This is a genomic window from Bacillus sp. FSL W8-0640 (assembly GCF_038007725.1).
Lineage (GTDB): Bacteria > Bacillota > Bacilli > Bacillales > Bacillaceae_G > Bacillus_A > Bacillus_A cereus.
The window spans coordinates 1,695,262-1,721,718 of record NZ_JBBOXT010000001.1 but is presented as its reverse complement, the minus strand read 5'-3'; the positions used below and the strand labels follow the sequence as shown (position 1 = coordinate 1,721,718).

Below are 26,457 nucleotides of genomic sequence, written 5' to 3'. Positions count from 1 at the left end.
ACTTAGTTAACTAACTTCCAAACGTTGTTCCTCTGATACTTCTTCGTTCTTATTATGAAAATAAACCCAGATACACGCAATAAATAATAGTGATGATGTAGAGAGGAAAACATATTGGAAGCCTGCATGCGCTGCAATTTGTCCCCCGAGCACTGGACCAATCATATTTCCTAAAAACTGAAACGACTGATTATATCCAAATATTCGTCCCGTAACATGGGTTGGTGTATGTTGTTTTAGTAGAGTTTGTACGGAAGGCAATAATCCTGCTTGTGCGATACCTAATAAAAATCGAAGAATTAATAGTTGCCAAGCTGAGGTTACAAATGCTTGCGGGATAAAAATAATTCCTGCTGCAAACAACGCTACAACTAACGTTTTTTGAGGACCGATATGATCTGATAATCTTCCTAGTCTTGGTGCTGCCAAAATAACTGCTAATCCTGTCGCTGACATAACTGCACCCGCAATTGTTTCAATATGTGCAGTATGAGGACCTACTAAATTTTTTACGTACAATGTAACAATTGGTTGAACTGACATATTAGCAAGTTGAATAATAAATGTTGTTACAAATAAACTAATAATTAAATGCTTCGCTGGGACCATCGTCCATACTTTTTTCGGCTGTGTTTTTTTTGCTTGAGCAGAGTGATTTTCTTCATGCAGGAAGAAAAAAACGATGAGAAAGGAAAGGAATAAAAAAGCTCCTGTAACAAGAAAGACATGACGCATTCCAATTAACTCAGACAAATAACCTCCAAGTAACGGGCCAAGTAACGAACCGCTCACACCACCAGTTGAAATTGTGGAAATTGCCCAACCTGAATGTTCTTTCGGAGTTTCTGCTGCAATAAATGTCATCGCTGTTGAAAGGAAACCAGATACTGCTCCCATTAAAAATCTTAGTGCGACTAGTTGATACACATCCGTTACAAACCCCATAAGCGTCATAATAATCGCCATACCGAGGCTAGCACGAATAAGCATCAGTTTCCGTCCATGTATATCACCAAGCTTTCCCCATATTGGCGATACGATCGCACCCATTAAAAATGTTACACCAAATGCAAGTCCCGACCACTGTGCAATGCTTGAAGTGCCAGTTACTCCTAATTCCTCAATATAAAAAGATAAGAAAGGAATTACTAAACTCATACCGGCTGCAGTGGTAAAACAACCTAGCCAACAAATCATTAAATTTCGTTTCCAGCTGGCCATTTTCACACCTTCTTTCTTTAGATACCCATTCTACACCCTTTCTTGTCAAAAGTTTAGTAATTTGCTTTATATGCAAGATTTACTACAAAACCCGCTATTTTCTAGTAAAAATCACTACATCTCTACATCATTTTCATAATAAAACCAACTCCTCTAGATGAAGTTGGTTAATTATTATCTATCGGTATTAAACGAGCATTACAATTTCTCTCGTAAAACTCAATGGGACCTGCTTGTCCAATAATCGCATATTCATATCCATCTTGCTTCATATTATATAAACAATGATGCAATAATTCTTTTCCTACACCTTTCACACGATTTTGTTTCGCTATGCCCATTGGACCAAACAATCCTTTCTTTCCTCTCACTACATCGTAACAGGCAAAACCAATTATCACTTCCTCCTGCTGTGCAATATAGATAGGTAACTTTTCGCTATATGTCCGAAATCCATAATCAACCGACTGCAACCACCGTTCACCAAATTCATCCGCCACAAATCGTGATAACTTATCAAAATCAGAAGGGCTAGCTCTTCTCACATGACAAAATAATGTATTATAAATAGATTTAAAACGATTTAAATCTACCACTAAGTCTCTCGGTGCAGCTGTAATACGTAATATATCTTCTTGCATTTGTGTATGTATAAATTCACCAATATCTGTATCTACACGAAATAATGCATACATAATATGTCCTTCATTAATTACTACTTGCTGAAAGCGTTCCATACGTTTCTTCGCTATTTGTAAAATTTCTATCGCTTTATAAGATAGTTTATATTGTCCTACTTTTTTATATTCTTGATTATGTAAATCGAATCGTTTTCGTAACGAAAGTTTTTCTAAAAAATCTGGACCCACTTTATGAAACAAATACATAAATAACTCAGCGCAAACTCCTGTACCTTCTTTACACATACCTATAAACAGATGGACCGGGTGAATTATGTTACACTGACTCTCTTTTGCTGCAATCTCCAATATTTTATGCACACGTTTTGTAAATTGAAATTCCTCCATATGTATTTCCATCCTCTACTAATTTACTAACAAACCGTAACTATATATAGCTGAAACAATTACACCCACTACCAATATACCTGGAAGTAAATTTGCCACCTTGATTTTAATAATACTAAGCAAGTTCAATCCAATAGCAGATATCATAATGCCGCCCGTAGCTGTCATTTCTACTATAAATTGGTTCATTAATTCTTTCGGGACAAAACTATTAATTTGTGTTGCAAAAACTGCAATACCACCCTCATATAAAATAACTGGAATCGCTGAAAATACTACACCAACCCCTAGAGTTGTCGTTAATATAATAGAAATGAATCCATCGATAATTGCTTTTGTAAATAAAATATCATGATTTCCGCGAATCCCACTGTCAAGTGCACCAAGTATCCCCATCGCGCCAATTGCAAAAATTAAAGTAGCTGTTACAAAACCTTCTGATATGCTACCTTTCCCTTTCGATCCAACTTTATTTTCTAGCCAATCCCCTAAATTTTTTAACTTTTCTTCTAATTGTAACCATTCTCCAATTACCGTACCAATCACTAAACTCAGTATGACAACAAGAAAGTTTTCACTTTTTAATGCCATTTGAAGCCCAAGCACAGTAACCGCTAAACCGATTGCGTGCATTATCGTCCCTTTCATACTTTCTGGAATCCTACTAAATAATTTACCAAGTAAAGTACCAAATATAATACAAATCCCATTTACAACTGCTCCTAATATAACCATTTCTCATTCTTCACCCTTCGAATTCTTTATTTCTATATTTTGGTTTATACATTGATTTACAGGTTATCTATATGTTAACTTAATATTGAGAATATTAACAAATGTTTTCCATTACATAACCCGCTATTTTTTTGTAACTTTAATTACCTTTAATAGATTCAGTGTTAATTTAATTGCGGGATAATATTAAAAGGGAAGGTATATATGAAAACTTTACTAAAACGATTTTTGTTAATAGCCTTTTTCATTACACCGATTGTTTTATTAATCAATTACTCTTTTATTTCAAAAGCAAAAGACAAACCCGATTTGCAAAACAAATCTAGTAAAACCGCTTCAAAAAACGAAAAGAAAATAGAAGACCAAGAAATCACACTCACCTTCTCTGGTGATACAATGTTTGATTGGCAATTACGTCCTATAATCGAAAAGAATGGGGCTGATTACCCATTCCAACATGTAAAAGAAGAAATAAAAAAAGCTGATATTTCTTTTGTGAATTTAGAGTCGGCATTTACAACGAAAGAAAAGAAAGCACCTGGGCAACTGTTTTGGATTAAAAGTGATCCATCTACACTACAAGCCATTAAAAACACTGGATATGACATCGTAAATATCGGGAATAACCACACACTTGATTATGGGCAAGATGGATTATTAGATACGATTTCTCACGTAGAAAAATTAAAGTTCCCTTACATTGGAGCCGGAAAAAATGCGAAAGATGCATATACAGCACGAGAAATGACCGTAAAAGGGAAAAAGTTTAAATTTCTTTCCTTCGTTCGATTTATGCCTGATTCTAATTGGGTAGCTGGTGAGAATAAACCTGGCGTTGCGAATGGCTATGATTTAAATCTTGTAACAAAAACAATTAAAGAACAAAAGAAAGATGCAGACTATTTAATCGTCTATATGCATTGGGGCGTTGAAAAATCAAATCGTCCGGTAGAATACCAAAAGCAATATGTACCTAAAATGGTTGAAGCAGGAGCTAACGCAATTGTCGGAAGCCATCCACATTGGTTACAAGGGTTTGAGTATTATAATAAAGTTCCTATCGCTTACTCATTAGGTAACTTTTTATTCCCGAGTTATGTGAATGGGAAAAGCGCTGAAACTGGCGTATTAACTTTAACTTTTAAAGGAAAGGATGTCCAAATGTCATTCAATCCTTATATCATTCGCAACAACCAAGTTTCCCCTGTAAATGAGGGAGAAAAGAAAAAAGCTCTTCAATATTTACAAACAATTTCAACTGATGTAGAAATTGATGATACAGGGAAAATAAAAAACAAACGAAACTAGACAGCTCAAGATCTATTTCTCTGTAATATACTTTACAGAATAGGTGATAAACATGCTGAAAGACTTATTAGAAAATGTAAGTTTGTTAGAGAACGTTTATAAAATGTCTATAGCAGTTCTACTTTTATGTTCCCTTTATTCTGTGAGACTATTTAAAAAAATAAAGCGAGAGAGAAATCTTACTCCTTTTGAATTTACAATGTATGTAATCATTCGCATTGCGATATTTTTTTGGTTAGCTAGCTTTATTCTTCTTGAATTTAATAAGTACCTAGTTTAACTATAAAAAAGATAGAACAAGCACTATATTTCCTCGCTTGTATCTATCTTTTTTATTTACATTCTAACTCTTTCCTTCTATTAAATAAGCAAATCAAACAAAACAGGGTTTTTATTAAGCTCCATAAATTGAATATTATTTTCTTTAAAGCGAGTAATTAATTGCTCATAATCTTCTTTATGTTTTAATTCTACGCCGACTAATGCTGGACCATTTTCTTTATTATGTTTCTTAATATACTCAAAGCGCGTAATGTCATCTTCTGGTCCTAATCCTTTATCAAGAAATTCTCTTAGCGCACCTGAACGCTGTGGAAATTCAATGATGAAATAATGCTTTAACCCTTCGTAAATGAGAGAACGTTCTTTCATTTCTTGCATTCTATCAATATCATTATTTCCACCACTTAGCGTACATACAACTGTTTTACCTTTTATTTCATCCCTGTATAGATCAAGGGCTGCAATAGAGAGTGCACCAGCCGGTTCAGCTACAATCGCATTTTTCTTATACAGTTCTAAAATCGTCGTACAAACTTTCCCCTCTGGTACTAAAACAATGTCATCAATTACATCTCTACAAGTTTCAAAAGTTAACTTTCCTACTTTTTTAACCGCTGCCCCATCAACAAAACTATCTATTTTCTCCAATGCGACATTATCATTTTGAAGAAAAGCCTCTTTCATAGATGCAGCTCCCATCGGTTCTACACCAATAACCTTTGTAGTAGGACTAACACCTTTTACATATGTACCAACACCTGATGCTAATCCACCACCGCCGATTGCTGTAAAGATATAATCAACCGATTTCTCCATATCATGCATAATTTCAACTGCCACTGTCCCTTGACCTGCAACGACATACGGATCATCAAATGGATGAACAAATGTCATCTTATTTTCTTCACAATAGCGCTGTGCTTCTTGGAAAGAGCTATCGAATGTATCACCAACTAATACAATCTCTGCGAAATCACCACCGAAAAATTGTACTTGTGATACTTTTTGTTTCGGTGTTGTTGTGGGCATAAATATTTTCGACGGAATCTTCAATAAATTACATGTATAAGCAACTCCTTGCGCATGATTACCAGCACTTGCACAAACAACACCGTTTTGTAACTTTTCTTTCGGTAAACTTTGAATCAAATTGTATGCACCACGAATTTTGAAAGAGCGAATTAATTGTAAATCTTCTCGTTTTACATAAACGTCACAATCATATTTCTCAGATAAAACTGTATCACGTTGTAACGGTGTTTTAATAACGATATCTTTCATGCAATTATGAGCCATTAAGATATCTTCAATTTTCACTCTCTCCTTTACCTTTTGCACCATTATATATCATCCTTATCTCTTTTAAATTGGCTCAATCAAAATGTGGGATTTTCAGAACAGCCCCTGTATTCGCCGATGTTACCATTTGTGCATAACGTCCAAGCCAGCCAGTTTTCACTTTCGGTTCTGGTCGTTTCCATTCTTTTTTACGCTTATCTAATTCTTCATTACTCACTCTTACTTCTAGCAAGCGTTCTTCAACATCAATACATACAATATCCCCTTGTTCAAGAAGTGCGATCGTTCCACCAGCTGCTGCTTCTGGTGAAATATGTCCTACTGAAATTCCACGTGAAGCTCCAGAGAAACGTCCATCCGTTAATAATGCAACCTCAGCACCTAATCCCATTCCAGCAATTGCTGATGTTGGTGCTAACATTTCTGGCATACCAGGGCCACCTCTTGGTCCTTCATAACGAATGACAACTACATCTCCTTTTTTCACTTTCCCAAGCATAATGCCAGCAAGTGCCTCATCTTGTGAATTAAAAATAACGCAAGGTCCTTCAAAACGCTTTACCTCTGTTGCACCGCTTTTAATAACCGCTCCATCTTTCGCAAGGTTGCCTTTTAATATACGCAATCCTCCTTCCTCACTATGAGGGTTTTCAAGAGAGTGAATAACTTCCTTATCTTTAATCTCTGCCTCAGCAATATTTTCTCTTAATGTTTGCCCAGTAGCAGTTATTCGATCAAGATGAAGTACTCCTTCTTTCCGGCTCATCTCTTTCAAAATTGCACTAATCCCGCCCGCACGATCAATATCTTCCATATGCCAATTGGAAGCAGGGCTTACTTTACATAAATGTGGTACACGTCTTGAAACGGCATCAATACGGTTCATATCGTAATCTAATCCAGCCTCTTGCGCGAGCGCCAATGTATGCAACACTGTATTTGTTGAACCGCCCATCGCCATATCAAGCGCAAACGCATCATCAATTGCTTCTTCCGTTACAATGTCTCTTGGTTTAATATCTCTTTCAATTAAAATTTTCAATTTCTCTGCTGCTTGTTTAATTAACTCTTCACGTCTTGGATCAATTGCTAAAATACTCCCGTTACCAGGAAGAGCTAAACCTAACACTTCACATAAACAATTCATAGAGTTCGCGGTAAACATACCCGAACAAGAGCCACAAGATGGACAGCCATGATCTTCAATATCTTTTAATTCTTCTTCTGAAATTTTCCCAGATTGATAAGCTCCTACTCCTTCAAAAACGGAACTCAGATCAACAACTTCTCCTTTAGATGTTTTTCCTGCTGCCATTGGGCCGCCTGAAACAAACACAGTCGGAATATTAATACGTAGTGCAGCCATCATCATACCTGGTGTAATTTTGTCACAGTTTGGAATACAAATCATGCCGTCAAACCAGTGTGCATTTACAACCGTTTCTACTGAATCTGCAATTATTTCACGACTCGGAAGAGAATAACGCATACCGATATGTCCCATCGCAATACCATCGTCAACTCCAATTGTATTGAATTCGAATGGTACCATACCTGCCGCACGAACTGCCTCTTTTACAAGTTTCCCAAACTCGTTCAAGTGTTTATGCCCTGGAATAATTTCAATAAAAGAATTACAAATCGCTATGAAAGGTTTATCAAAATCTTCATCTTTCAAACCAGTTGCTTTTAATAAACTACGGTGCGGCGCTTTATCAAAACCTTTTTTAATCATGTCACTTCTCATCTTGTCAAATCCCCTCTTACATATTTTTCATTTATACTCTCTTACTCTATTTCTTTACTAATTCTTTCGGTGCATGAATCCAACTCATCATTTCACGAAGCTCTGCTCCCACTTTTTCTAATTGATGATTTTGTTCTGCTTTTTTCATTGCGTTATACGTCGGACGCCCTGCTTGATTTTCTAAAATCCATTTCTTCGCAAATTCACCTTGCTGAATTTCTGTCAGAACACGCTTCATTTCCTTCTTCGTTTCATCTGTAACAATTCTCGATCCTGTTACATAATCTCCAAATTCTGCCGTATCTGAAATAGAATGGCGCATATTCGTTAATCCACCTTCGTACATTAAGTCAACAATTAGCTTTAATTCATGCAAACATTCAAAGTATGCAATTTCAGGACGATATCCACCTTCCGTTAACGTTTCGAACCCGGCCTTCACAAGTGCAGTTACCCCGCCGCAAAGTACAGCTTGCTCACCGAATAAATCCGTTTCGGTTTCTTCTTGGAATGTCGTTTCAATTACACCCGCACGTGTACAACCTACACCTTTTGCATACGCTAATGCTACATGTAGCGCTGTTCCCGTCGCATCTTGATGCACTGCGACTAATGCCGGAACACCATTTCCTTCTTGATATACACGGCGAACGAGATGACCTGGACTTTTTGGCGCAACCATTGCTACATCTACGTAACTTGGCGGATTAATTTGGCCGAAGTGAATGTTAAATCCATGTGAGAAAAGTAACATTTGTCCTTCACGGAGATTCTCTTCTACTTCTGATTTATATACATGTGCTTGCTGTTCATCTGGCAATAACATTTGTACAACTTGTGCGGTTCGAACCGCTTCTGAAACAGACATTACTTCAAATCCATCTGCTTTTGCTACTTCATACGATTTACCAGGTCTAACACCAACTACAACTTCCACACCTGAATCACGTAAATTTTGTGCCTGCGCATGCCCTTGAGATCCATAACCAATTACCGCAACTGTTTTCCCTTGTAATAACTCTACATTTGCATCTTTCTCATAATACGTTTTCATACTCCATACACCCCTTATAATTTATTTACTTGCAGTACATCAATTAATTTTTTCAACTGACTAACAAGTAATGTCGCTTCATTTTCAGTACAAACTGCTGTGAGTTTCATTTCAGAAACGCCACTCGTATCTCTTTCGTTTAAATGTAAAGAAGAAATATAATAGCCACGCCGAGCAAAAATTCCACTTATACGTAATAAGACACTTGGCTCGTTATGAATAACGAGTGAAAAAGTATGACTCATTCTTCCCACCTCTTCATAATCATTTCGTTATTCCCTTTGTTTGGCGGAACCATCGGAAATACGTTTTCACCTTCTTCTACACAAAAATCAACTACGACAGGACCTTCGTGAGCAAATGCTTCTAACACCACTTGTTTCGCCTCTGTTGAATTTGTCGCCCTTAATCCCTTCACTCCATAAGCTTCTGCCACTTTCACAAAATCTGGTGAGCCAATTTTTGACTCTGATAAACGATTTTCATAAAACATTTCTTGCCATTGCCTTACCATCCCTAAAAATCTGTTATTTATAATAAATACTTTTACAGGGATGTTATTTTCAGCAATTGTTTGTAGTTCTTGAATGTTCATTTGAAAAGAAGCATCACCTGCAATACAAACGACGAGTTCTTCTTCTTTTGCAAGCTGAGCACCAATTGCCGCTGGGAACCCAAACCCCATTGTTCCTAATCCTCCAGAGGTAAGGAACGTCCGAGGTTTTCTTGCTTTATAGAAGTGAGCAGCCCACATTTGATGCTGTCCTACTTCTGTTGTGACAATCGCTTCACCATTCGTTAATTCACTTACTAAGTTGATCACATGCTGTGGTTTTAACTCAGATTCTTTTTGCTTATAAGAAAGTGGATATTCTTCTTTCCATGCCTTTACTTTCTGAAGCCATTCATCTGTTTGTGTATAAATAGACATATGTAACAACATGTGTAACGCTTTTTTCACATCACCAACAATCGGATGCTCTACAGTTACATTTTTATGAAACTCAGAAGGATCAATATCAATATGTACTTTTTTCGAGTGCGGAGAAAAAAGTTCTAATTTCCCTGTTACACGATCATCGAAGCGAACACCTAATGCAAGTAGTAAATCACATTCTGTTACCGCCATATTAGCAGCGTATGTCCCATGCATACCAAGCATCCCTAGAAACAATGGATCTCCCGGTGGATATGCACCAAGTCCCATTAAAGTTGAAACGACTGGAATACGGTTCTCCCTTGCGAATTCGAAGAGTTCATCGGATCCACCTGAATGAATGACACCTCCTCCAATATAAAGAAGTGGACGCTTTGATTTTGAAATTGCTTTAGCCACCTCTCTAAGTTTCATGCTGTCTGGTACAAGTTCTGGTTTGTACCCCGGAATATCAACTTCTTCATTAAAGAAATTGGTGACTTTTGCATTTTGAACATCTTTTGGAATATCGATTAATACTGGTCCCGGTCGTCCGCTTTTGGCGATGTAAAAAGCTTCTTGCACAATTCGTGATACATGATTTACATCACGAACTTGGTAATTATGCTTCGTAACAGGTACTGTAATTCCGACAACATCCGCTTCTTGAAATCCATCTTTACCAATTAAAGGCGTTGCAACTTGGCCGGTAATGACAACTAAAGGAATCGAATCCATATAAGCGTCTGCTAAGCCCGTAACTAAATTTGTCGCCCCTGGGCCAGAGGTAGCAAAGACTACCCCGACCTTCCCAGAAGCTCTCGCATATCCTTCAGCCGCATGAATGGCAGCTTGTTCATGACGAGTTAAAACATGTTTCAAACCACTTTCGTATAACGCATCGTATACTGGTAAAATCGCTCCGCCTGGATAGCCGAAAACGGTCGTTACACCCAATTTCTTCAAACCTTGAATCACGTGCCCAGCGCCTGTCATTTCTTCACACTGTAACTTCTCATACGCTGTATACTGCTGCTTCATTTCAATTAACTCCTCTCCTTATTTATGCTAAGCTTTCCGTCAGCCCGGGAACACGTACTCCTCTTTCTCTCGTTAATTTTTTAAATTCTTCGGTCAATTGTTTCGTTACACTTCCTGGTTTCCCATCTCCAATTTCTCTCGAATCAACTTTTACAACTGGAATTAACTCCGCTGCTGTTCCTGTTAAAAATACTTCATCCGCTACATATACGTCATGGCGAGTGAATGGTCTTTCCTCACACGGAATACTCAGTCGTTCACATATCTCGATAACACTATTTCTCGTAATACCTTCTAATGCCCCTAAATAGGATGGCGGGGTTAATACTTTTCCATCTTTCACAACGAAAACATTATCGCCAGAACCTTCACAAACATATCCTTGTTGATTTAACATAAGAGCCTCTAACACTCCTGCTTGTGCCGCCTCAATTTTTACAAGTACGTTATTTAAATAATTCATTGACTTAATACGTGGATCTAACGCGTCTGGCGTATTACGTCTTGATGCAACAGATACAACGCTTAGCCCATTATCATAAAATTCTTGTGGGAATAACTTTAATTGTTCTGCAATGATAATTACGCTCGGCTTCACACAACTTCTCGGATCGAGTCCTAAGTCACCTTTTCCTCTTGAGACAATTAAGCGAATATAAGCATCAGCGTATTCATTTTTTTGGAGTGTATGTAAAACTGCTTCTTCCATTTCTTCTACCGTCATTGGAATTGTTAGTAAAATAGATTTCGCTGATTCATACAATCGTTTCACATGTTCTTTTAAACAAAATACATTTCCTCCGTAACTACGAATCCCTTCAAATACACCGTCTCCGTATAAAAAACCGTGATCATACACTGAAACAACTGCCTTTTCTTTTTCTACAAATTCCCCATTCATGTAAATGTACTGGTTTCCCATCTCACATCGCTCCTCTTTTTTCTCTATTTTTGCAATCTATTTCTACATCGATTGCTGAGATGAGTAATTTTAACAGAATATTCAGTATATAAACCTTAAAAATATACTCGTCTCAACAATCGATTACTTACATACTTGTAGCAATCCATTGCTGAGACGAGGGAATCGTGGTACCACTCAGCTTCCTTATACTTCTCACGAAATATAAGCTCTGCAAGTCCAATTAGACTTTTGTTTTTCTATCGGGAACAACCCCGCTACTTTTTACTAGTTTTCAAAAGTAGTGCTCCAAGGTGATTTTCAATGAGTGAATTGTTACCACCCTCACAGCCTCGGGGCAGCTCTCTGAAACAATCTTTATCATTTACTCTCCTCTTCTACGCATTCTCTTCTTCTATTTTTAAAAATAAAAACTCTCGCCTCAGCAATCAACTACTACAATTTAGTAGCTTTGATTGCTGAGGCGAGAGTTTCGCGTTACCACTCAGCTTCCTTATACTTCTCACGAAATATAAGCTTTGTAGGTCCAATCAGACCTCCGTCCTTTTACCGGAGACGATGCCGCCGCCCTCTACTCAGTTTCCCTTTCGCAAGCGATGCTCCGAGGTGATCTTCAATGATTCGATTGTTACTACCCTCACAGCCTTGGAGTAGCTCTCTGAAACGATCATAATCATCTACTTTCCTCTTCTTTGCATATACAACATATAAAGTTAGAAAATTCTTAATTAACTTTTATTTGTTACACGTATTATAGGACGTTGTTCTTTTCGTTGTCAACATGTTTTCTCAAAAAAATCAAAATTCATTCTATTTATTTTTTCTCAAATCAAAATTGGAATGCATTACTTACATACACTCATATATTACTTAAGTATGTTTGCATTACTACATAAAGAAAAACTTATAAAGTTTATGAGGAGATGAGGAAACTATGTTAAAAGGGAAAGTAGCGTTAGTTACAGGAGCAAGCCGAGGAATTGGACGAGCGATCGCTAAACGTTTAGCAAATGACGGTGCATTGGTTGCTGTTCATTACGGTAATCGAAAAGATGACGCTGAAGAAACTGTTCATGAAATTCGATCAGATGGTGGCCAAGCTTTTTCTATCGGCGCAAATTTAGAATCCTTACACGGTGTAGAAAACCTTTATAACGCTTTAGATACTGAATTACAAAAGCACACTGGTGAAACACAATTTGATATTTTAATAAACAATGCTGGCATTGGTCCTGGTGCTTTTATTGAAGAAACGACTGAACAATTTTTTGATAGAATGTTTTCAGTAAATGCAAAAGCACCATTCTTTATCATTCAACAAGCACTGCCACGTTTACGTGACAATAGCCGAATTATTAATATTTCATCCGCTGCCACCCGCATTTCTTTACCTGATTTTGTTGCATATAGTATGACGAAAGGCGCTATTAATACAATGACTTTTACGCTAGCAAAACAGCTTGGAGCACGAGGAATAACGGTGAATGCAATACTTCCAGGATTTATTAAAACAGATATGAATGCAGAACTCTTGAGCGACCCGATGATGAAGCAGTACGCTACTACTATTTCCGCTTTCAATCGCTTAGGTGAAGTAGAAGACATTGCCGATACTGCTGCATTCCTTGCTTCTCCAGACAGCCGCTGGGTAACTGGACAATTAATTGATGTGAGCGGAGGATCTTGTTTATAAAAAACATATATTTTCAAATCTTTTTTATTGCGCAATAAAACAATTTATATAATACTATATAAAACATATACATTTAGGAGGATTACAGCAATGTCCGAAAAAACATACGAACTCGCAACCTTCGCAGGCGGTTGCTTTTGGTGCATGGTAAAACCATTTGATGAACTTCCTGGTATTCATAAAGTACTTTCTGGCTATGCAGGAGGTCATGTAGAAAACCCAACATATGAACAAGTAAAAGCTGGAACATCTGGACATTTAGAAGTTGTTCAAATTACATTCGATCCTTCTATTTTTCCTTATCAGAAATTACTAGACTTATATTGGCCACAAATCGATCCAACTGATGATGGCGGACAATTTTTTGACCGTGGTCCATCTTATCGTACCGCTATTTTTTATCATAACGAAACACAAAAAGGGCTTGCTGAAAAATCAAAACAAGCTCTTACAGAAAGCGGTATGTTTAAAGATCCAATCGTGACTGAAATTCGTCCTGCTGCACCTTTTTACGCAGCAGAGGAATACCACCAACATTTCTATAAAAAGAATCCAGAGAAATATGCTACTGAGCAAAAGGAATCTGGTCGTGAAGACTTTATTAAAGAAAATTGGCAAAAAAAATAATAAAAACGCATCGTGCTTTTTTAATACGATGCGTTTTTATTTTTGATAAAAGTACCATACAATGATGAGAACAACCGCTGTTAATGCCCAAAGCGCTACTTCATTTTTCACTCTACTCTTTTTCTTAGTCATTTCATCTCCTCCTAATAGCAATACAACGTATTCAAGATTTCCTCTGTTTCATTGTCCACCTTATATACATAAATACATCCTTACCAATCCTTATAACAAGACCACCAATGATTCCGATTGCAATTGAAATTACTAACATTTGTCCAAAGCTAAAAGAATTTGTGTACGTTATGTAAAGAACGATACATATAAGTAAAACATCCGGTAAAGAAAGCAAAAACCTTTTAAGCATTCCTTTATCTCCTCTATACTTTATTTATATCTTCTACTGTAATTTTGAAATATAGTTTGTTCAAAAATTCCATTTAGGCCCTCATTTTATGAAAAATAATAAGAATCCCTTTCAAAAGAGATTCTTATTCAGTAGATTTAAGTTTAATTATTTTCTACATATCCTATTCCATAATTACTCCTAAAATAGAATAATATTACTAATCATTTATTGTAAATTGACTATTTGCCAGGCAACCGAATGTCGCGCCAGCTACCTACATCGCATTGGCCAAATTCATTATTACCTACCGCGACTACCGTGCCATCCGATTTAAGGCCAACAGTATGACAACGCCCCGCCGCTATCATATCTTTGGGCCATCGCTTCACTTTTTCTTTCGATAAAAGGTAATCCATGTTTTACCTCCTTGCATATAAGCAACTGTATCATAATAGATATTTTTATCAAATTTCATTATAAATCTACATTTACAAAGAAAGCTTATTTTACTTCTTCAAAAAATAAAAACCTCCAGTTTAAATACTAGAGGTTTTCTCGTTATTTCTTCAAGCGGTCAATAAAATCGTTCAATTTATCTAGCGATTTCATATTCTGATTGCAAGCTACACCATCTTTGCAAATGTAGTTTCCCTTTTTAACGAAAGTTCCTGGTACATCGCCTTTAATTTCAACTAAAAACATTCCTACTTCTTCATGCCCATGACATAATGAACAAATGCTTTTTTTATTTAAACTTTGGAACGTTCCTTGCAGACCAACAAATTTATTTTTATCATTTTTCGCTATAATAAATTTCCTCCTTGATCCCTTATCAATCCAGCTTAAATAAGATATTTCTTTCATATCTATTTCTTCCATATCAGGAAGTTTTAACTTTTTCGCCTTAGGAAATAACTTTTTTAATGTTTGTGCTGTAACTTCTTGAAACGGAATTACATACGGATTTATTTTCATTAAAAATGATTCTGCATCTTCTCTATTTTGAACTGTTAATACCGTATCAATTAACTCTTTCTGTTCATCCGTTAAATTCTCAAATACATGTATTATCTTTTCAATCGCAAGCGATTTTAACGCTTGAATTACACCTCTATCATTTGCCGTTGCATGCCCGTTTGCTAAAATATAAGCTTGTGATTTTATAAAATTATATTGATCACTTCTAATAAACGCTTCCATCTTTATCACTCCATACAAATTGTTGATCTAGTTTTATTGTATACAATGATTACGTTTTTTGATATGTAAAAGATAACTTAGAAACAAACATTACATATATCACTTATTCTCTACCGCTGCATTTCCTGACAAAAGAAGCCATCATCCGTTTTCCATTCCGCATATAATACGTCTTCAAATTTAGTAATTCCTTTTTGCTTTATTTGTTTATAAAGCCACCCTTCATCAAATCCCGCTTCCCTCAAATTATCCTTAACTACTTTTCCATCACTAATTAATGAAATTGGTAAGTATACAGGCTTATGTTTTAAACTTAAATCATTTACAGTAGGAGATTCGTATTTACTTTTTTTCAAAACGCTTATGTTTCCGTTAGGTTCCAATATCATATATTCAACTTCTCGGATTGAAAATATATCTTTTTGTTGCCTAAGCATTTGTTGTAATTGGTTTATATCCAAATGATTTACGCTTAATTGTTCACGATCAATCTTTCCATTACGAATAATAATTGAAGGATATCCTTCAAAAAACCTTCTTGTCCCTCTTACTTTTTGTGTTATCACTTCAATAGTATAAATTAAAATTACCCAAACAAATACTGAATATAAAATAGACCATACTTTAATTTTAGGATCATATATTGAATTTCCAACGAGCTCACCTAGGACGATTGCAGAAATAAAATCAAAGGGCGTTAGCTGAGATATTTGTGTTTTCCCTAATATTTTTGTAGCAATTAATAGAACAAAAAAACCAATTAAAAGCTCTATCGTTATTTGTCCAATATGATTCATATATGTTCACCTTTCTACTCTTCAAATGTTCTGTATAGCATTTAATAAAAAAACGGCACATTTTTTCTATTATCATGCCCGTTCACACTTCATATATCCAATACATATAAAACAAAAAGAGTCTGATTCAAAGTAATATATGAATCAGACTCTTTTCCTCTTATTTAGAATACACAATCTTTTTAATCGTTTCCCCAGAAAGAAAATATTCTTCTGCAAGTTGATGAATAGCAATCCCACTTTTAAACGCTTCTTTAATTGCTTTATTTCTTTCATCTAATTGTTTTCTTCCGCCAGATCGTGTACCCCATTTATAATGTTTCGTTTCTTGTTTCGGAATGTAAATTGTTTCACCTTGTATATACTTTTGAATTTCAGTAATTAAACTCTCCGGTAAAACAGCATTAGCTTTTACGTATTTCATTTCTGCTCGCCCCTTATTTTTTATGGTTCATTTCAATAAGGTGCAAAGCCAAATATAAAAAATGATACGAGCTCATATAGGCGATTGTATATTACTTGTCTACCTCACGCAAAGTATCGCCATTTCCATACTTGGCTTTGCATGAGACGTTGCAGTGTCTGGCAATTGAATTATAATCGCCATATAAACACCTCCTAATATACCTTTTGCATTTTATTATATGATAAATTCCTTCTCCTTGCATCCACACCCTTCTTAAAGCACGAAATTTTATCTAAGAAGGGCTATCAGTTCGTAACAGTAAATGAATTGCAAAAAAGAGCAAAATAAAAAGGTAGCGTATCTTTGTATGATACGCTACCTTTCTTTTTATATAATGCCAAGTACATTTAAGAATACGATAATAATCGCAATTGGTGCGATATAACGAAGTAAGAATAACCATAATACGAATAGTTTATAACCTTTATTTTTACTTACACCTAGCTCTTTCATTAATACATCTTTCTTCATTTTTAAAGGAACAAAGATAGAAACTAATAATACACCAAGTGGCATTAATACGTTACTTACTGCATAGTCCGCTAAATCAAAGACTGTCTTCCCGAAAATCTTCAGATCACTTAATATACCGAATGATAATGCTGATGGTACCCCAACAACGAAGATTAATAACCCTACGATTAAGGCCATTTTTTCACGTTTCCCTTTACCTTTTGATGTTAACGATGCGACACTAATTTCTAACATCGAAATTGCTGATGTAATCGTAGCGAAGAAGAATAATAATAAGAAAACGATGAAGAATAATTTTCCGAATGCCATTTTACTGAAAATAGCTGGCAATACGATAAATAATAGTCCCGGTCCTTGAGATGGTTCCATTCCAAATGCGAACACAACTGGGAAAATTGCAAGTCCTGCAAGTAATGTAATAACAAGAGTTAAGGCTACGATAGAAAATGCTGAACGTGGTAAGCTTTCTTCTTTCGGTAAGTATGAGCTATACGTTACCATAACGGCTACCCCAACAGATAATGAGAAGAACGATTGCCCCATTGCGTATAAAATAACTTCTGATGTTACATGTGAGAAATCAGGTTGTAAGAAGAAACGAACTCCTTCTCCAGCACCATCTAACGTAAGTGCACGAACGATTAATACAAAGAATAAAACGAATAGTGCTGGCATGAAATATTTATTTACTTTTTCAACACCATTTTGTACACCTTTACTTACGATAAAAATAGTAATAAGGATGAATAATAGCTGTGATCCAACTGCTAAATATGGATTGGAAATGATTTCACCAAACGTAGCTTCGTATGCTCCATTTCCTTCCCATAGTCTACCTGTAATCGCATTCCATAAATATAATAAAATCCAGCCTCCTACAACACTGTAGAAAGAAAGTAATATGAAACATGTTACAATTCCTAATTTACCTAACCAAGGCCATAACGTTTTAGGAGCAATCTCTCTATATGCATCAACAGCCTCTTTTTGTGTACTTCTTCCAATAACAAATTCAGCTAATAATAGCGGTAAACCAATTAATAATGTGAAACCGATGAAAATTAGGAAGAACGCTCCGCCTCCTCCAATGCCGGCCATATATGGGAATTTCCAAATCGCCCCAAGACCAATTGCCGAACCTGCTGCAGCTAATACGAAACCTAATTTCGATGTCCATTGCTGTGAATTCATTTGTTAATCTCCTCTCTATCTCTTTTTCTTTGTTACAATTCGGTATTTATATTGTTCTATCAATACTCTTTTCTAATACGTTCACTTCCTCCCTAATAATAAAAAAACGCCCCTACGTAAATACGTAGGGACGACAAAAATATCGCGGTACCACCCTAGTTGTGAAGAACACTAAGAAACCACCTAAATAAAAACGCCCCTACGCAAAAACGTAGGGACGATAAAATATCGCGGTACCACCCTAGTTATGAAGCCACACCAAAGTTAGGACCTAAATAAAAAACGTCCCTACGTAAATACGTAGGGACGATAAATATCGCGGTACCACCCTAGTTGTGAAAAAATCTTCACCACTTTATTTGATAACGGTATAAACTACCGTCTTTCATTTCCTCAAAATATGAGATTTATGAAAGATGCTCCAGGACGAACTTCATGAATAATCTATATACTGATTCACACCAACCATCAGCTCTCTGAAATAGGGAGATATTCACTACTATACCCTTTCATTGCCCAAATATTATTTTCCGAATTGATTACTATCATTTTTATCACACATTAAAAATAGTGTCAACTTATATTTCGAATTTTTATGTATTACAATCTATTTAAAAATTCGAAATATAAGTTTTAGTTTAGAAAACAAGTAGCTTAGTACATAACGAATTCTAACAGGCAATAGAAAAAGAATTACGTATTATTGATACTTATTCAATAATACAAATCATCTAGAAACATAACCTGTCTCTCTGTATTCATTTTTTAAGAGTTTGATGGATACCAAGAAAATTTCGCATCACTATCCAGTGGTCTATTTTTTGTTTCTTCTTTAATTACACGAAACCATTCATTTAGAATTTGAGTTTTGGGCAATTGAGCAGCAAGGCTATCTTCCCAAATTATATGTGAGAACCAGGCTTTCGTTTCCCATTCAAACTGCAATTGTGCGAACGAAATTATAGGGTGATCAGCTCCACGAAATTGCTCATTTACTGCATTTGAAACTTCTGGAGCTTGCGGTAACAACTCGTTCTGAATTCTATTTCTTATCGTCTCATTTTCTAGCTGATCCCAGAAATACAATTGCCCATTTATTTGATAAAAAATATCAAATGAAGCCTCACCTTTCTTCAAATTCAATAACACGAAGGCACGTTCCACATCATTGTCAGCCGCTTTTACAGCATTAACAATTATATTTTGTGCCATTGATACCCAGTAACTAGTCGCTTCCTCTACCGGTGATTCAACATACAATTCTTCACTTAATTCATGAAGGGTAGCTTCTTGCTCATTTACTTTTTCAACTTTTTTAAAAAACCTATTAAAAAAACCCATAACTTCCCCCTTATTACTATTTTCTATTTCACAAAATAAAAAATAGATTTTTCTTGCTCATCCACATTTACTCCTGGCGCGTATGTATGAACTTGTTGCAACACTTCTTCTATTAGCAACTCTAACTCCTGCACACTTTTTTCTGGATTCCCTATTAATGTGTCCGCCATACGTTCATATAATTTTTCAGGTTTAATAGTCATTCGTTCCACATTATTAGGCATCCATTTAAACGCTGGATGATGTACGTACATTTTATTCAAACCAAATAAAACACCGAATACGTTCCTTTGTACTTCGCAAATAACGTCATAAAGCATAAGCCAATCTTTCCGTTTTAAAAGCGCCTTTCGATTGTGCCAACGATTACTTAACCATAGATTTTCTGAAATCATCAGTTTTGCTAGTTCATCTGGATATGCCGCTACTTTTTCTTTTAATTCATTCACTTTCCCTTCTCCATACAAACTAACACCATCATGAATGGATGATACAATACATTTTTTTTCATAATTTATATCATATTGATCCACCACATCCGAAATTACTTTCTCTACTGTCTCTGTTAAAAAGTTACTAATCTCTAATTTAATTCCCTCTTTCGTTAAATACGTTTCCGACCATTCTTCTTCCTCATACGGATGATACGATAATATTTTCCCATCAATATGATAAATAGGGGCCCTACGATCTTCATCTTCAAGCTTTCTAGCTACTGAACCCGCTAAAATAATAGCTTCTACTTTCGGATTTTGCCTATAAATCTCTGACATCTCTATCGCTCTCTCTTTTAATCCCATTTCATTTCCCCCTAAAATTGCAGTAATCCCCTATATTTCATTTATCTATTTCGATATTACAGCTTGCATTACCTTTTCAAATTCCTACTTAATCATATTTCTATCCAATAGCGCTGAATAACTTCACCAGTACGAGAAGAAACTACTTCATTTTCTAACACACCTCCAACCTTTTGAATCGTTTTAGCAGAACCGATATTGGATTTATCGCAAGTTATTAATACTTTCTGCAATCCTAATTTTTGCGCTTCAGCTAATGCAAGTTGTAGTTGTTTCGTAGCGTAACCGTGGCGACGTTTATTCGGATGGACACTATATCCAATATGACCGCTTTCCCGTAATAATTCTGGATTTAATCTATGTCTAATATTCACAAAACCTATAAGTTCCCCTTTTTCAAAACTTAAAAACTGACTAGATGGCACTCGATTAGCTAGTAAATTTTCTCCTAGTTCTTGTTTACTCACTTTTTCAAACCATTCATCAAGAGAATCAAAGTTTTGTAAAGAACTACTTCCATGTGGTTGTTCCCCTGAGTGTAAAAACGCTTGTCTATACGCCGTAATACGCTCACTATATTCATGGATTGGTTTTAATAGTTTCATTGTTCTTCTCCCCCTCTTCATTCCATAAAACAAACACCTTAATAGCAGCTATTCACTATTAAGGTGTTTCTATCCTTTTTATTCAAATAACCCCATGCTCAAATAACGTTCACCTGTATCAGGCGCAATACATAAAACTTTTTTACCAACGCCTAGACGTTTCGCTATCATGATTGCAGCGTAAACAGATGCTCCAGAAGATGGCCCAACTAATAATCCTTCTTGTCTAGCTAAGTTTCTCATTGTCGTTAAAGCCTCTTCGTCTGCAATTTGAATAATTTCGTTATACACTTCTGTATTTAAGTTTTTCGGAATAAATCCTGGGCTTGTTCCTACTAGTTTATGAGGACCTGGTACACCACCGGATAAAACGGGAGATCCTTTCGGTTCCACTACTGCAATATATAAGTTTGGCAATTGCTCTTTTAACGTTTCACCAGTCCCTGTAATCGTTCCGCCTGTTCCTGCCGTTGCAACAAAAGCATCAAGCTCTCCCTCCATTTGTTCGTAAATTTCAAGTGCAGTCGTATAACGGTGAATATTCGGATTAGCTGGATTTTCAAATTGTTGCGGGATAAAACTATTCGGTATTTGTTTTTGCAGTTCTAACGCCTTCGCAATTGCTCCTGGCATTCTTTGTTCTGCTGGTGTTAAAACTACTTCTGCCCCGTATGCTTTCAATAAATTAATACGCTCTTTTGACATATTGTCTGGCATAATTAAAATCGCTTTATACCCTTTAGCTGCTGCGTTCATCGCTAAACCAATTCCTGTATTCCCGCTTGTCGGTTCAATAATTGTATCCCCTGGTTTAATGAGACCATTTTCTTCTGCAACGTGAAGTAAATTATAAGCAGCACGGTCTTTCACACTACGTGATGGATTAAACATTTCTAGTTTCACATACACGTCCGCTGCGTCTTCCGGAATAAATTTAGATAATCGGACGACAGGTGTATCTCCTATTAATTCTGTTACGTTTTCACATAATTTCATAGTGCATCCCCTATTCTATCGTTTTCTTATCACTTGGTAATAACCATGAAGTAAGTCCAATTAACGGTAAACAACTACATAATATCATAATGAACTGAAGGCTATATATATCAGCTAACTTTCCTAGTACTACAGCACCTAGAGCACCAAGGCCGAACGCAAGACCTACAATTAGACCTGATACCATCCCTACTTTTCCCGGAACAAGCTCTTGCGCGTATACAACAATTACACTAAAACTACTTGAACTAATAAAACCGATACATAAAAATAAAGGTACGACCCACACAAGTGAGACATGTGGTAATAACAGCGCAAGTGGCGCTGAACCTAACATTGAAAATACGATGATGTTTTTCTTACCAAATCGATCTGCTAACGGTCCCCCGAAGAAAGTGCCTAACACACCAGCAATCATAAATGCGAATACGAAATACTGGGCATTTTTTATAGATAAACCATAATGCTCAATTAAGTAAAATTGATAGAAATTCCCGATACCGGCACCGTACCAAGAGCGCACAAAAGTAAGAAAAACAAGAAGTATAATAACAAATTTAATGTGTGTACTTACAATTGCATTTTCCGCCTCAAGCGCAGCTCTCTTCTTCCTTCTTACAGCGCCGGTTGCTAATTCATTTTTGTACCAATTCGATACGAAAATTAATAATGCAATTCCTACTGCTGCAAATGCTGTAAAACCTAATGAACCAATTTGACCGAGTGGAACGAAAATTAGCGCTGTAAAAATAGGAGCTAAAGAATTCCCCGTGTTTCCCCCAACTTGATAAATCGCTTGCGCTAACCCTCGTTTTGCACCTGCCGCCATATACGCAACACGAGCGCCTTCTGGATGAAAGACTGCGGAACCTAAGCCAATAAATAAAACAGAAATAATAACAATAATAAAGTTTGGTGCAAACGCGAGTCCAATCATTCCAAGCATACTTGAAAACATACCGAGTGGTAATAAAAATGGTGACGGCTTCTTATCTGAATACATACCAAACACCGGTTGCATAATCGATGACGTCATATTTAACGCAAACGCAATCCACCCTACTTGCATATAGGATAAATTCATCGTTTTTTCCAAAATAGGAAACAACGCCGGCACAACTGCTTGCATCGAATCATTTAAAAAATGTCCGAAACTAATCGCAAATAATATTCGATATATTGTCGGTGTTTCTACTGTGTTTTTTTGTGAAACTGCCTGCATATGTGAATCGCTCCTTTCTGTACAAAATATATATTTATTACAGTAGGTGTAATAAATTCTGACTTTTGAAACATTTCTATTCTATACTGCTTTCATTTCTTTTTCCAGAAATATAACTTAACTCCCATCATTGACTTGCATCCTTGTAACTTTCAGCAGTAAAACATTATAGAAAAAGGCAACCCAATCACAAACTGGGTTGCCTCTTACATTAAATTGCAAAACGCTTATACTTCTCGTAATCGCTCGTCTTACATTCCACTTCTAGTTTCGTACCTTCATTTTCATAACTCGTTGATAAAACGTGCGCATGATTATTGAAATACGAAACTACCTGTCCTTGATCGTACGGAATTAACATTTCACATTTCGTATATTCTTTATAAATATGGGAACGAATCATTTCTACAAGCTCTTCAATTCCAACATGTTTCTTCGCAGATAAATACACGCGGTCTTCTTGTACTTTCGGAATTTCAACATCCACCATATCTGATTTGTTATAAGCATAGATCGTTGGAATATTTTCTACTCCAATTTTCTTTAACGTTTCATTTGTAATATCAATTAATTGTTCATAATTTGGATTTGCGTAATCTACGACGTGAATAAGTAAATCTGCTTCCGCTACTTCTTCTAACGTTGAACGGAACGCCTTCACAAGATGATGTGGTAATTTACTTACAAATCCAACTGTATCCGTTAATAAAAATGATTTATTATCTGGCAAATCAATATTTCGTACAGATGTTTCTAACGTCGCAAATAACATATCTTTTTCAAATACTTGTTTTTCTTCTGTACCATTATAAATTTCAAGCATTGCATTCATCGTCGTTGACTTTCCTGCGTTCGTATAGCCTACTAATGCTACAACAGGTATTTCATTTTTCTTACGTTGCTTTCGCTGCGTTTGACGCTGGGCAACGAGCGCTTCTAAATCTTTATTCAAAACTGAAATTTGTTCTTCAATTTTACGACGGTCTAACTCTAACTTCTTCTCACCGACACCTTTATTTTTCGTACCAACGCCGCCACTCTGTCTCCCTAACGATTCACGAAGACCGATTAAACGAGGCATCATATACTGAAGGTGTGCTACTTCTACTTGTAGCTGTGCTTCTTTCGTTTTCGCACGTTGCGCAAAAATATCTAAAATTAAAATGGTGCGATCAATTACCTTACAATCTAAATCCTCTTCTAAATTTCGAATTTGTGAAGGAGATAATTCATCATTAAAGATGACCATATTCGCATCTATTTCTTGTACATACGCTGCTACTTCTTCAATCTTTCCTTTTCCGATATAATGCGATGGATTTACTCGTTGTAAATTTTGCGTTACTTGCCCAATTACCTCTACATCACAAGCTTCCGCAAGATTTGTTAACTCTTCCATCGAATATGCAAAATCATCTTCATTACCTACATTTACTCCAACTAAAACTGCTCTTTGTAATACTTCTTCCATATATTTATTCCTCCATTTCGATTACGTAAAATAAAAAACACAGGTCGCTGCCTGTGTTTTCGTAAACGGATAAGGGTTCACCAAAGAAATAGAAGAAAGCTATGCTTTCATCCTATTTTATAGTCAAAAAGTCCCAAGATCGTATACGTATCCACAATAAGCGTTCACCTATACAATCCCATTCTATTTATAAAGGCAAAACAAAAAGAGGGCGTATTCGTCCCTCCCTCTTTGTCACATATAAGCTTAATAAAGGGTTCCTTTAAAATAGGCAGACCAATCCCGTTCACTCTGTACACAGACAGAGCCTTTGAGCGCTATTCAATTATTGGCACAAAGTATTGAGACGTAATCTGATTAAGATCAAAGGAAGCCCCTCCGTTCATTTTAAGTTACATAAAGTGTAGCATAAGTAATTCGCTTTCACAAGGTTTAACAACCTATATCACACTAAAGAAAATCGTTATGTTTTTACTTTAATCGTCATTTTTTGCGAGTTTTTCTCACAATAAAAATAACAAAAGCAATTATCAATTTTAGAAACTTCTCGTATATTATTTTTACAGCACTCGCCAAATTCCTTCATAATAAGTTAAGTATTATCGTTTTAATACAACAAAAATCTATATTGACATTTTTATAACCTAATATTAGTATCAGGTTATAAAAATAAAAATTAGGAGATGTTCCTATGCATTCTAAATCTCGTATTACTGCAATTGGTACTTATGTTCCAGATCAAATATTGTCTAATAACGATTTAGAAAAGATGGTCCATACGAATGATGAATGGATTGTACAAAGAACAGGAATGAAGGAAAGAAGAATCGCTAGCGAAGAAGAATATTCCTCAAACTTAGCCATTAAAGCAATTAAAAATTTATGTACAACATATAAGACAAACTTAGAAGATGTCGACTGTATCATTGTCGCTACTACTACTGCTGATTACGTTTTCCCTAGTGTTGCTTGCCAAATACAACAATACTTCAACATACCTCATACACTAGCTTTTGATTTAAATGCAACTTGTGCTGGTTTTACATATGGACTACACGTCGGTAATAGCTTAATCACTTCTGGATCACATGAAAAAATACTTGTCGTAGCGACAGAGACATTATCTAAAGTTACTGATTATACCGATAGAACGACCTGTATTTTATTCGGTGATGGTGCTGGAGCTATTTTATTAGAAAGAGATGAAGACACCCCAAGCTTTATCGCTGCTCACATGGGAACAAACGGTGATGGCGGCATTCATCTATATAGAACAAACTTATCTACTACTATGAATGGCACACCACTGCAAACAAATGAAAAAATCGTTCAAAATGGAAGAGAAGTATATAAATGGGCAACACGAACAGTGCCAAAAGGCATAAAAAATTTATTACATAACGCAAATATGCAAGGGGATGATATAGACTGGTTCATACCCCACAGCGCTAACTTACGAATGATTGAATCTATTTGCGAAAAATCTCAAATTCCAATACAAAAAACATTAACGAGCGTGGAATATATGGGGAATACCTCTTCAGTCACCATTCCACTCGCTCTAGATTTAGCTATAAAAGAAGGAAAGTTAAATAATGGAGACACACTTTTACTATACGGATTCGGTGGTGGTCTTACACATTTAGGGCTTATTGTAGAGTGGAATTTAATTTAA

General features: G+C 35.9%; 25 protein-coding genes, 1 pseudogene and 2 other annotated features. Of the genes and pseudogenes, 5 read left to right on the top strand and 21 right to left on the bottom strand.

Features of this window, described 5'->3' with window-relative positions; translation table 11 throughout:
- Positions 1-6 precede the first annotated feature (6 nt).
- From N2V80_RS09030 to N2V80_RS09020, 3 genes are all read right to left on the bottom strand, one after another.
- Positions 7-1,221: a multidrug efflux MFS transporter gene (locus N2V80_RS09030; protein ID WP_061654551.1), complete on the bottom strand. Its 1,215-nt coding sequence runs from the start codon at positions 1,219-1,221 to the stop codon at positions 7-9.
- A 167-nt stretch (positions 1,222-1,388) separates the two neighbouring features.
- A complete protein-coding gene (locus N2V80_RS09025; RefSeq protein WP_061654552.1) occupies positions 1,389-2,249 on the bottom strand; it encodes a GNAT family N-acetyltransferase in 861 nt (286 codons plus the stop codon).
- 18 nt (positions 2,250-2,267) lie between these two features.
- Positions 2,268-2,984 (bottom strand): DUF554 domain-containing protein, encoded by a 717-nt coding sequence (locus N2V80_RS09020; RefSeq protein WP_061654553.1) that lies wholly within the window; start codon positions 2,982-2,984, stop codon positions 2,268-2,270.
- 204 nt (positions 2,985-3,188) lie between these two features.
- Here N2V80_RS09020 and N2V80_RS09015 point away from each other — a divergent pair, with 204 nt between their 5' ends.
- Positions 3,189-4,292 carry a CapA family protein gene (locus N2V80_RS09015; RefSeq protein WP_061654554.1) on the top strand — a complete coding sequence of 368 codons (1,104 nt, stop codon included), beginning with the start codon at positions 3,189-3,191 and terminating at the stop codon, positions 4,290-4,292.
- A 52-nt stretch (positions 4,293-4,344) separates the two neighbouring features.
- Positions 4,345-4,572, top strand: coding sequence for a hypothetical protein (locus N2V80_RS09010; protein WP_061654555.1), 228 nt, complete (start codon positions 4,345-4,347; stop codon positions 4,570-4,572).
- A gap of 80 nt (positions 4,573-4,652) precedes the next feature.
- Here N2V80_RS09010 and ilvA read toward each other — a convergent pair whose 3' ends face one another.
- The 6 genes from ilvA to ilvE are packed head-to-tail and all read right to left on the bottom strand — an operon-like array spanning position 4,653 to position 11,553.
- A complete protein-coding gene (ilvA, locus tag N2V80_RS09005; RefSeq protein ID WP_061654556.1) occupies positions 4,653-5,915 on the bottom strand; it encodes a threonine ammonia-lyase IlvA in 1,263 nt (420 codons plus the stop codon).
- Between the two features lie 31 nt (positions 5,916-5,946).
- A complete protein-coding gene (ilvD, locus tag N2V80_RS09000) occupies positions 5,947-7,620 on the bottom strand; it encodes a dihydroxy-acid dehydratase (protein WP_001255818.1) in 1,674 nt (557 codons plus the stop codon).
- Positions 7,621-7,666: 46 nt separating this feature from the next.
- The gene (gene ilvC, locus N2V80_RS08995) at positions 7,667-8,674 is read right to left on the bottom strand and encodes a ketol-acid reductoisomerase (protein WP_000861136.1); all 1,008 of its coding nucleotides are present in this window, start codon (positions 8,672-8,674) and stop codon (positions 7,667-7,669) included.
- A gap of 14 nt (positions 8,675-8,688) precedes the next feature.
- The gene (locus N2V80_RS08990) at positions 8,689-8,919 is read right to left on the bottom strand and encodes an ACT domain-containing protein (protein WP_000019916.1); all 231 of its coding nucleotides are present in this window, start codon (positions 8,917-8,919) and stop codon (positions 8,689-8,691) included.
- Positions 8,916-10,631 carry an acetolactate synthase large subunit gene (gene ilvB / locus N2V80_RS08985; protein ID WP_061654557.1) on the bottom strand — a complete coding sequence of 572 codons (1,716 nt, stop codon included), beginning with the start codon at positions 10,629-10,631 and terminating at the stop codon, positions 8,916-8,918. Before ilvB ends, N2V80_RS08990 begins: the two co-directional genes overlap by 4 nt.
- 22 nt (positions 10,632-10,653) lie before the next feature.
- Positions 10,654-11,553, bottom strand: coding sequence for a branched-chain-amino-acid transaminase (gene ilvE / locus N2V80_RS08980; protein WP_061654558.1), 900 nt, complete (start codon positions 11,551-11,553; stop codon positions 10,654-10,656).
- A gap of 149 nt (positions 11,554-11,702) precedes the next feature.
- Positions 11,703-11,942: a binding site (T-box leader), on the bottom strand.
- Between the two features lie 545 nt (positions 11,943-12,487).
- Between ilvE and N2V80_RS08975 the strand changes: the two genes are divergently transcribed.
- Positions 12,488-13,246: an SDR family oxidoreductase gene (locus N2V80_RS08975; protein WP_061654559.1), complete on the top strand. Its 759-nt coding sequence runs from the start codon at positions 12,488-12,490 to the stop codon at positions 13,244-13,246.
- Between the two features lie 90 nt (positions 13,247-13,336).
- Positions 13,337-13,873: a peptide-methionine (S)-S-oxide reductase MsrA gene (gene msrA / locus N2V80_RS08970; protein ID WP_001291887.1), complete on the top strand. Its 537-nt coding sequence runs from the start codon at positions 13,337-13,339 to the stop codon at positions 13,871-13,873.
- 163 nt (positions 13,874-14,036) lie between these two features.
- Here the strand turns inward: msrA and N2V80_RS08965 are convergent, their stop codons facing one another.
- From N2V80_RS08965 to hflX, 12 genes and pseudogenes are all read right to left on the bottom strand, one after another.
- The gene (locus N2V80_RS08965) at positions 14,037-14,237 is read right to left on the bottom strand and encodes a hypothetical protein (RefSeq protein ID WP_000919320.1); all 201 of its coding nucleotides are present in this window, start codon (positions 14,235-14,237) and stop codon (positions 14,037-14,039) included.
- 239 nt (positions 14,238-14,476) lie between these two features.
- Positions 14,477-14,635: pseudogene (locus N2V80_RS08960) on the bottom strand (RCC1-like domain-containing protein); the annotation flags it as partial.
- Between the two features lie 142 nt (positions 14,636-14,777).
- Entirely contained in the window at positions 14,778-15,419 is a 642-nt protein-coding gene (locus N2V80_RS08955) for a FusB/FusC family EF-G-binding protein (RefSeq protein ID WP_061654560.1), read from the bottom strand.
- 110 nt (positions 15,420-15,529) lie between these two features.
- Complete coding sequence (locus N2V80_RS08950; RefSeq protein ID WP_001015535.1) at positions 15,530-16,216, bottom strand: DUF421 domain-containing protein; 687 nt, start codon at positions 16,214-16,216, stop codon at positions 15,530-15,532.
- 160 nt (positions 16,217-16,376) lie between these two features.
- The gene (locus tag N2V80_RS08945; protein WP_000878325.1) at positions 16,377-16,640 is read right to left on the bottom strand and encodes a CD3324 family protein; all 264 of its coding nucleotides are present in this window, start codon (positions 16,638-16,640) and stop codon (positions 16,377-16,379) included.
- A 369-nt stretch (positions 16,641-17,009) separates the two neighbouring features.
- Positions 17,010-18,347: a sodium-dependent transporter gene (locus tag N2V80_RS08940; protein ID WP_001088187.1), complete on the bottom strand. Its 1,338-nt coding sequence runs from the start codon at positions 18,345-18,347 to the stop codon at positions 17,010-17,012.
- A gap of 299 nt (positions 18,348-18,646) precedes the next feature.
- Positions 18,647-18,869: a binding site (T-box leader), on the bottom strand.
- Positions 18,870-19,112: 243 nt separating this feature from the next.
- Positions 19,113-19,688, bottom strand: a complete 576-nt coding sequence (locus tag N2V80_RS08935) for a hypothetical protein (RefSeq protein WP_000505545.1) — start codon at positions 19,686-19,688, stop codon at positions 19,113-19,115.
- Between the two features lie 23 nt (positions 19,689-19,711).
- On the bottom strand, positions 19,712-20,488 hold the full coding sequence (locus N2V80_RS08930; protein ID WP_061654561.1) for a DUF4037 domain-containing protein: 777 nt from the start codon (positions 20,486-20,488) through the stop codon (positions 19,712-19,714).
- Between the two features lie 92 nt (positions 20,489-20,580).
- Positions 20,581-21,093: a GNAT family N-acetyltransferase gene (locus tag N2V80_RS08925; RefSeq protein ID WP_000771279.1), complete on the bottom strand. Its 513-nt coding sequence runs from the start codon at positions 21,091-21,093 to the stop codon at positions 20,581-20,583.
- Between the two features lie 78 nt (positions 21,094-21,171).
- Positions 21,172-22,089 carry a cysteine synthase A gene (gene cysK / locus N2V80_RS08920; RefSeq protein ID WP_061654562.1) on the bottom strand — a complete coding sequence of 306 codons (918 nt, stop codon included), beginning with the start codon at positions 22,087-22,089 and terminating at the stop codon, positions 21,172-21,174.
- A gap of 10 nt (positions 22,090-22,099) precedes the next feature.
- Positions 22,100-23,311: an MFS transporter gene (locus tag N2V80_RS08915; protein WP_001149411.1), complete on the bottom strand. Its 1,212-nt coding sequence runs from the start codon at positions 23,309-23,311 to the stop codon at positions 22,100-22,102.
- A 211-nt stretch (positions 23,312-23,522) separates the two neighbouring features.
- On the bottom strand, positions 23,523-24,782 hold the full coding sequence (gene hflX / locus N2V80_RS08910; RefSeq protein ID WP_000393282.1) for a GTPase HflX: 1,260 nt from the start codon (positions 24,780-24,782) through the stop codon (positions 23,523-23,525).
- A gap of 691 nt (positions 24,783-25,473) precedes the next feature.
- Here hflX and N2V80_RS08905 point away from each other — a divergent pair.
- Complete coding sequence (locus N2V80_RS08905) at positions 25,474-26,457, top strand: ketoacyl-ACP synthase III (RefSeq protein WP_061654563.1); 984 nt, start codon at positions 25,474-25,476, stop codon at positions 26,455-26,457.

Coding starts and splice junctions, on each gene's coding strand:
- N2V80_RS08930 (WP_061654561.1), bottom strand. CDS start 20,488: ATGGGATTAAAAGAGAGAGCGATAGAGATGTCAGAGATTTATAGGCAA.
- N2V80_RS09025 (WP_061654552.1), bottom strand. CDS start 2,249: ATGGAGGAATTTCAATTTACAAAACGTGTGCATAAAATATTGGAGATT.
- N2V80_RS09030 (WP_061654551.1), bottom strand. CDS start 1,221: ATGGCCAGCTGGAAACGAAATTTAATGATTTGTTGGCTAGGTTGTTTT.
- N2V80_RS08975 (WP_061654559.1), top strand. CDS start 12,488: ATGTTAAAAGGGAAAGTAGCGTTAGTTACAGGAGCAAGCCGAGGAATT.
- N2V80_RS08950 (WP_001015535.1), bottom strand. CDS start 16,216: ATGAATCATATTGGACAAATAACGATAGAGCTTTTAATTGGTTTTTTT.
- N2V80_RS08925 (WP_000771279.1), bottom strand. CDS start 21,093: ATGAAACTATTAAAACCAATCCATGAATATAGTGAGCGTATTACGGCG.
- ilvE (WP_061654558.1), bottom strand. CDS start 11,553: ATGGGAAACCAGTACATTTACATGAATGGGGAATTTGTAGAAAAAGAA.
- hflX (WP_000393282.1), bottom strand. CDS start 24,782: ATGGAAGAAGTATTACAAAGAGCAGTTTTAGTTGGAGTAAATGTAGGT.
- N2V80_RS09020 (WP_061654553.1), bottom strand. CDS start 2,984: ATGGTTATATTAGGAGCAGTTGTAAATGGGATTTGTATTATATTTGGT.
- N2V80_RS09010 (WP_061654555.1), top strand. CDS start 4,345: ATGCTGAAAGACTTATTAGAAAATGTAAGTTTGTTAGAGAACGTTTAT.
- N2V80_RS08905 (WP_061654563.1), top strand. CDS start 25,474: ATGCATTCTAAATCTCGTATTACTGCAATTGGTACTTATGTTCCAGAT.
- ilvA (WP_061654556.1), bottom strand. CDS start 5,915: ATGGTGCAAAAGGTAAAGGAGAGAGTGAAAATTGAAGATATCTTAATG.
- N2V80_RS08945 (WP_000878325.1), bottom strand. CDS start 16,640: ATGAAATACGTAAAAGCTAATGCTGTTTTACCGGAGAGTTTAATTACT.
- N2V80_RS08990 (WP_000019916.1), bottom strand. CDS start 8,919: ATGAGTCATACTTTTTCACTCGTTATTCATAACGAGCCAAGTGTCTTA.
- cysK (WP_061654562.1), bottom strand. CDS start 22,089: ATGAAATTATGTGAAAACGTAACAGAATTAATAGGAGATACACCTGTC.
- ilvC (WP_000861136.1), bottom strand. CDS start 8,674: ATGAAAACGTATTATGAGAAAGATGCAAATGTAGAGTTATTACAAGGG.
- msrA (WP_001291887.1), top strand. CDS start 13,337: ATGTCCGAAAAAACATACGAACTCGCAACCTTCGCAGGCGGTTGCTTT.
- N2V80_RS08955 (WP_061654560.1), bottom strand. CDS start 15,419: ATGGAAGCGTTTATTAGAAGTGATCAATATAATTTTATAAAATCACAA.
- N2V80_RS08965 (WP_000919320.1), bottom strand. CDS start 14,237: ATGCTTAAAAGGTTTTTGCTTTCTTTACCGGATGTTTTACTTATATGT.
- N2V80_RS09015 (WP_061654554.1), top strand. CDS start 3,189: ATGAAAACTTTACTAAAACGATTTTTGTTAATAGCCTTTTTCATTACA.
- ilvD (WP_001255818.1), bottom strand. CDS start 7,620: ATGAGAAGTGACATGATTAAAAAAGGTTTTGATAAAGCGCCGCACCGT.
- N2V80_RS08915 (WP_001149411.1), bottom strand. CDS start 23,311: ATGCAGGCAGTTTCACAAAAAAACACAGTAGAAACACCGACAATATAT.
- N2V80_RS08940 (WP_001088187.1), bottom strand. CDS start 18,347: ATGAATTCACAGCAATGGACATCGAAATTAGGTTTCGTATTAGCTGCA.
- N2V80_RS08935 (WP_000505545.1), bottom strand. CDS start 19,688: ATGGGTTTTTTTAATAGGTTTTTTAAAAAAGTTGAAAAAGTAAATGAG.
- ilvB (WP_061654557.1), bottom strand. CDS start 10,631: ATGAAGCAGCAGTATACAGCGTATGAGAAGTTACAGTGTGAAGAAATG.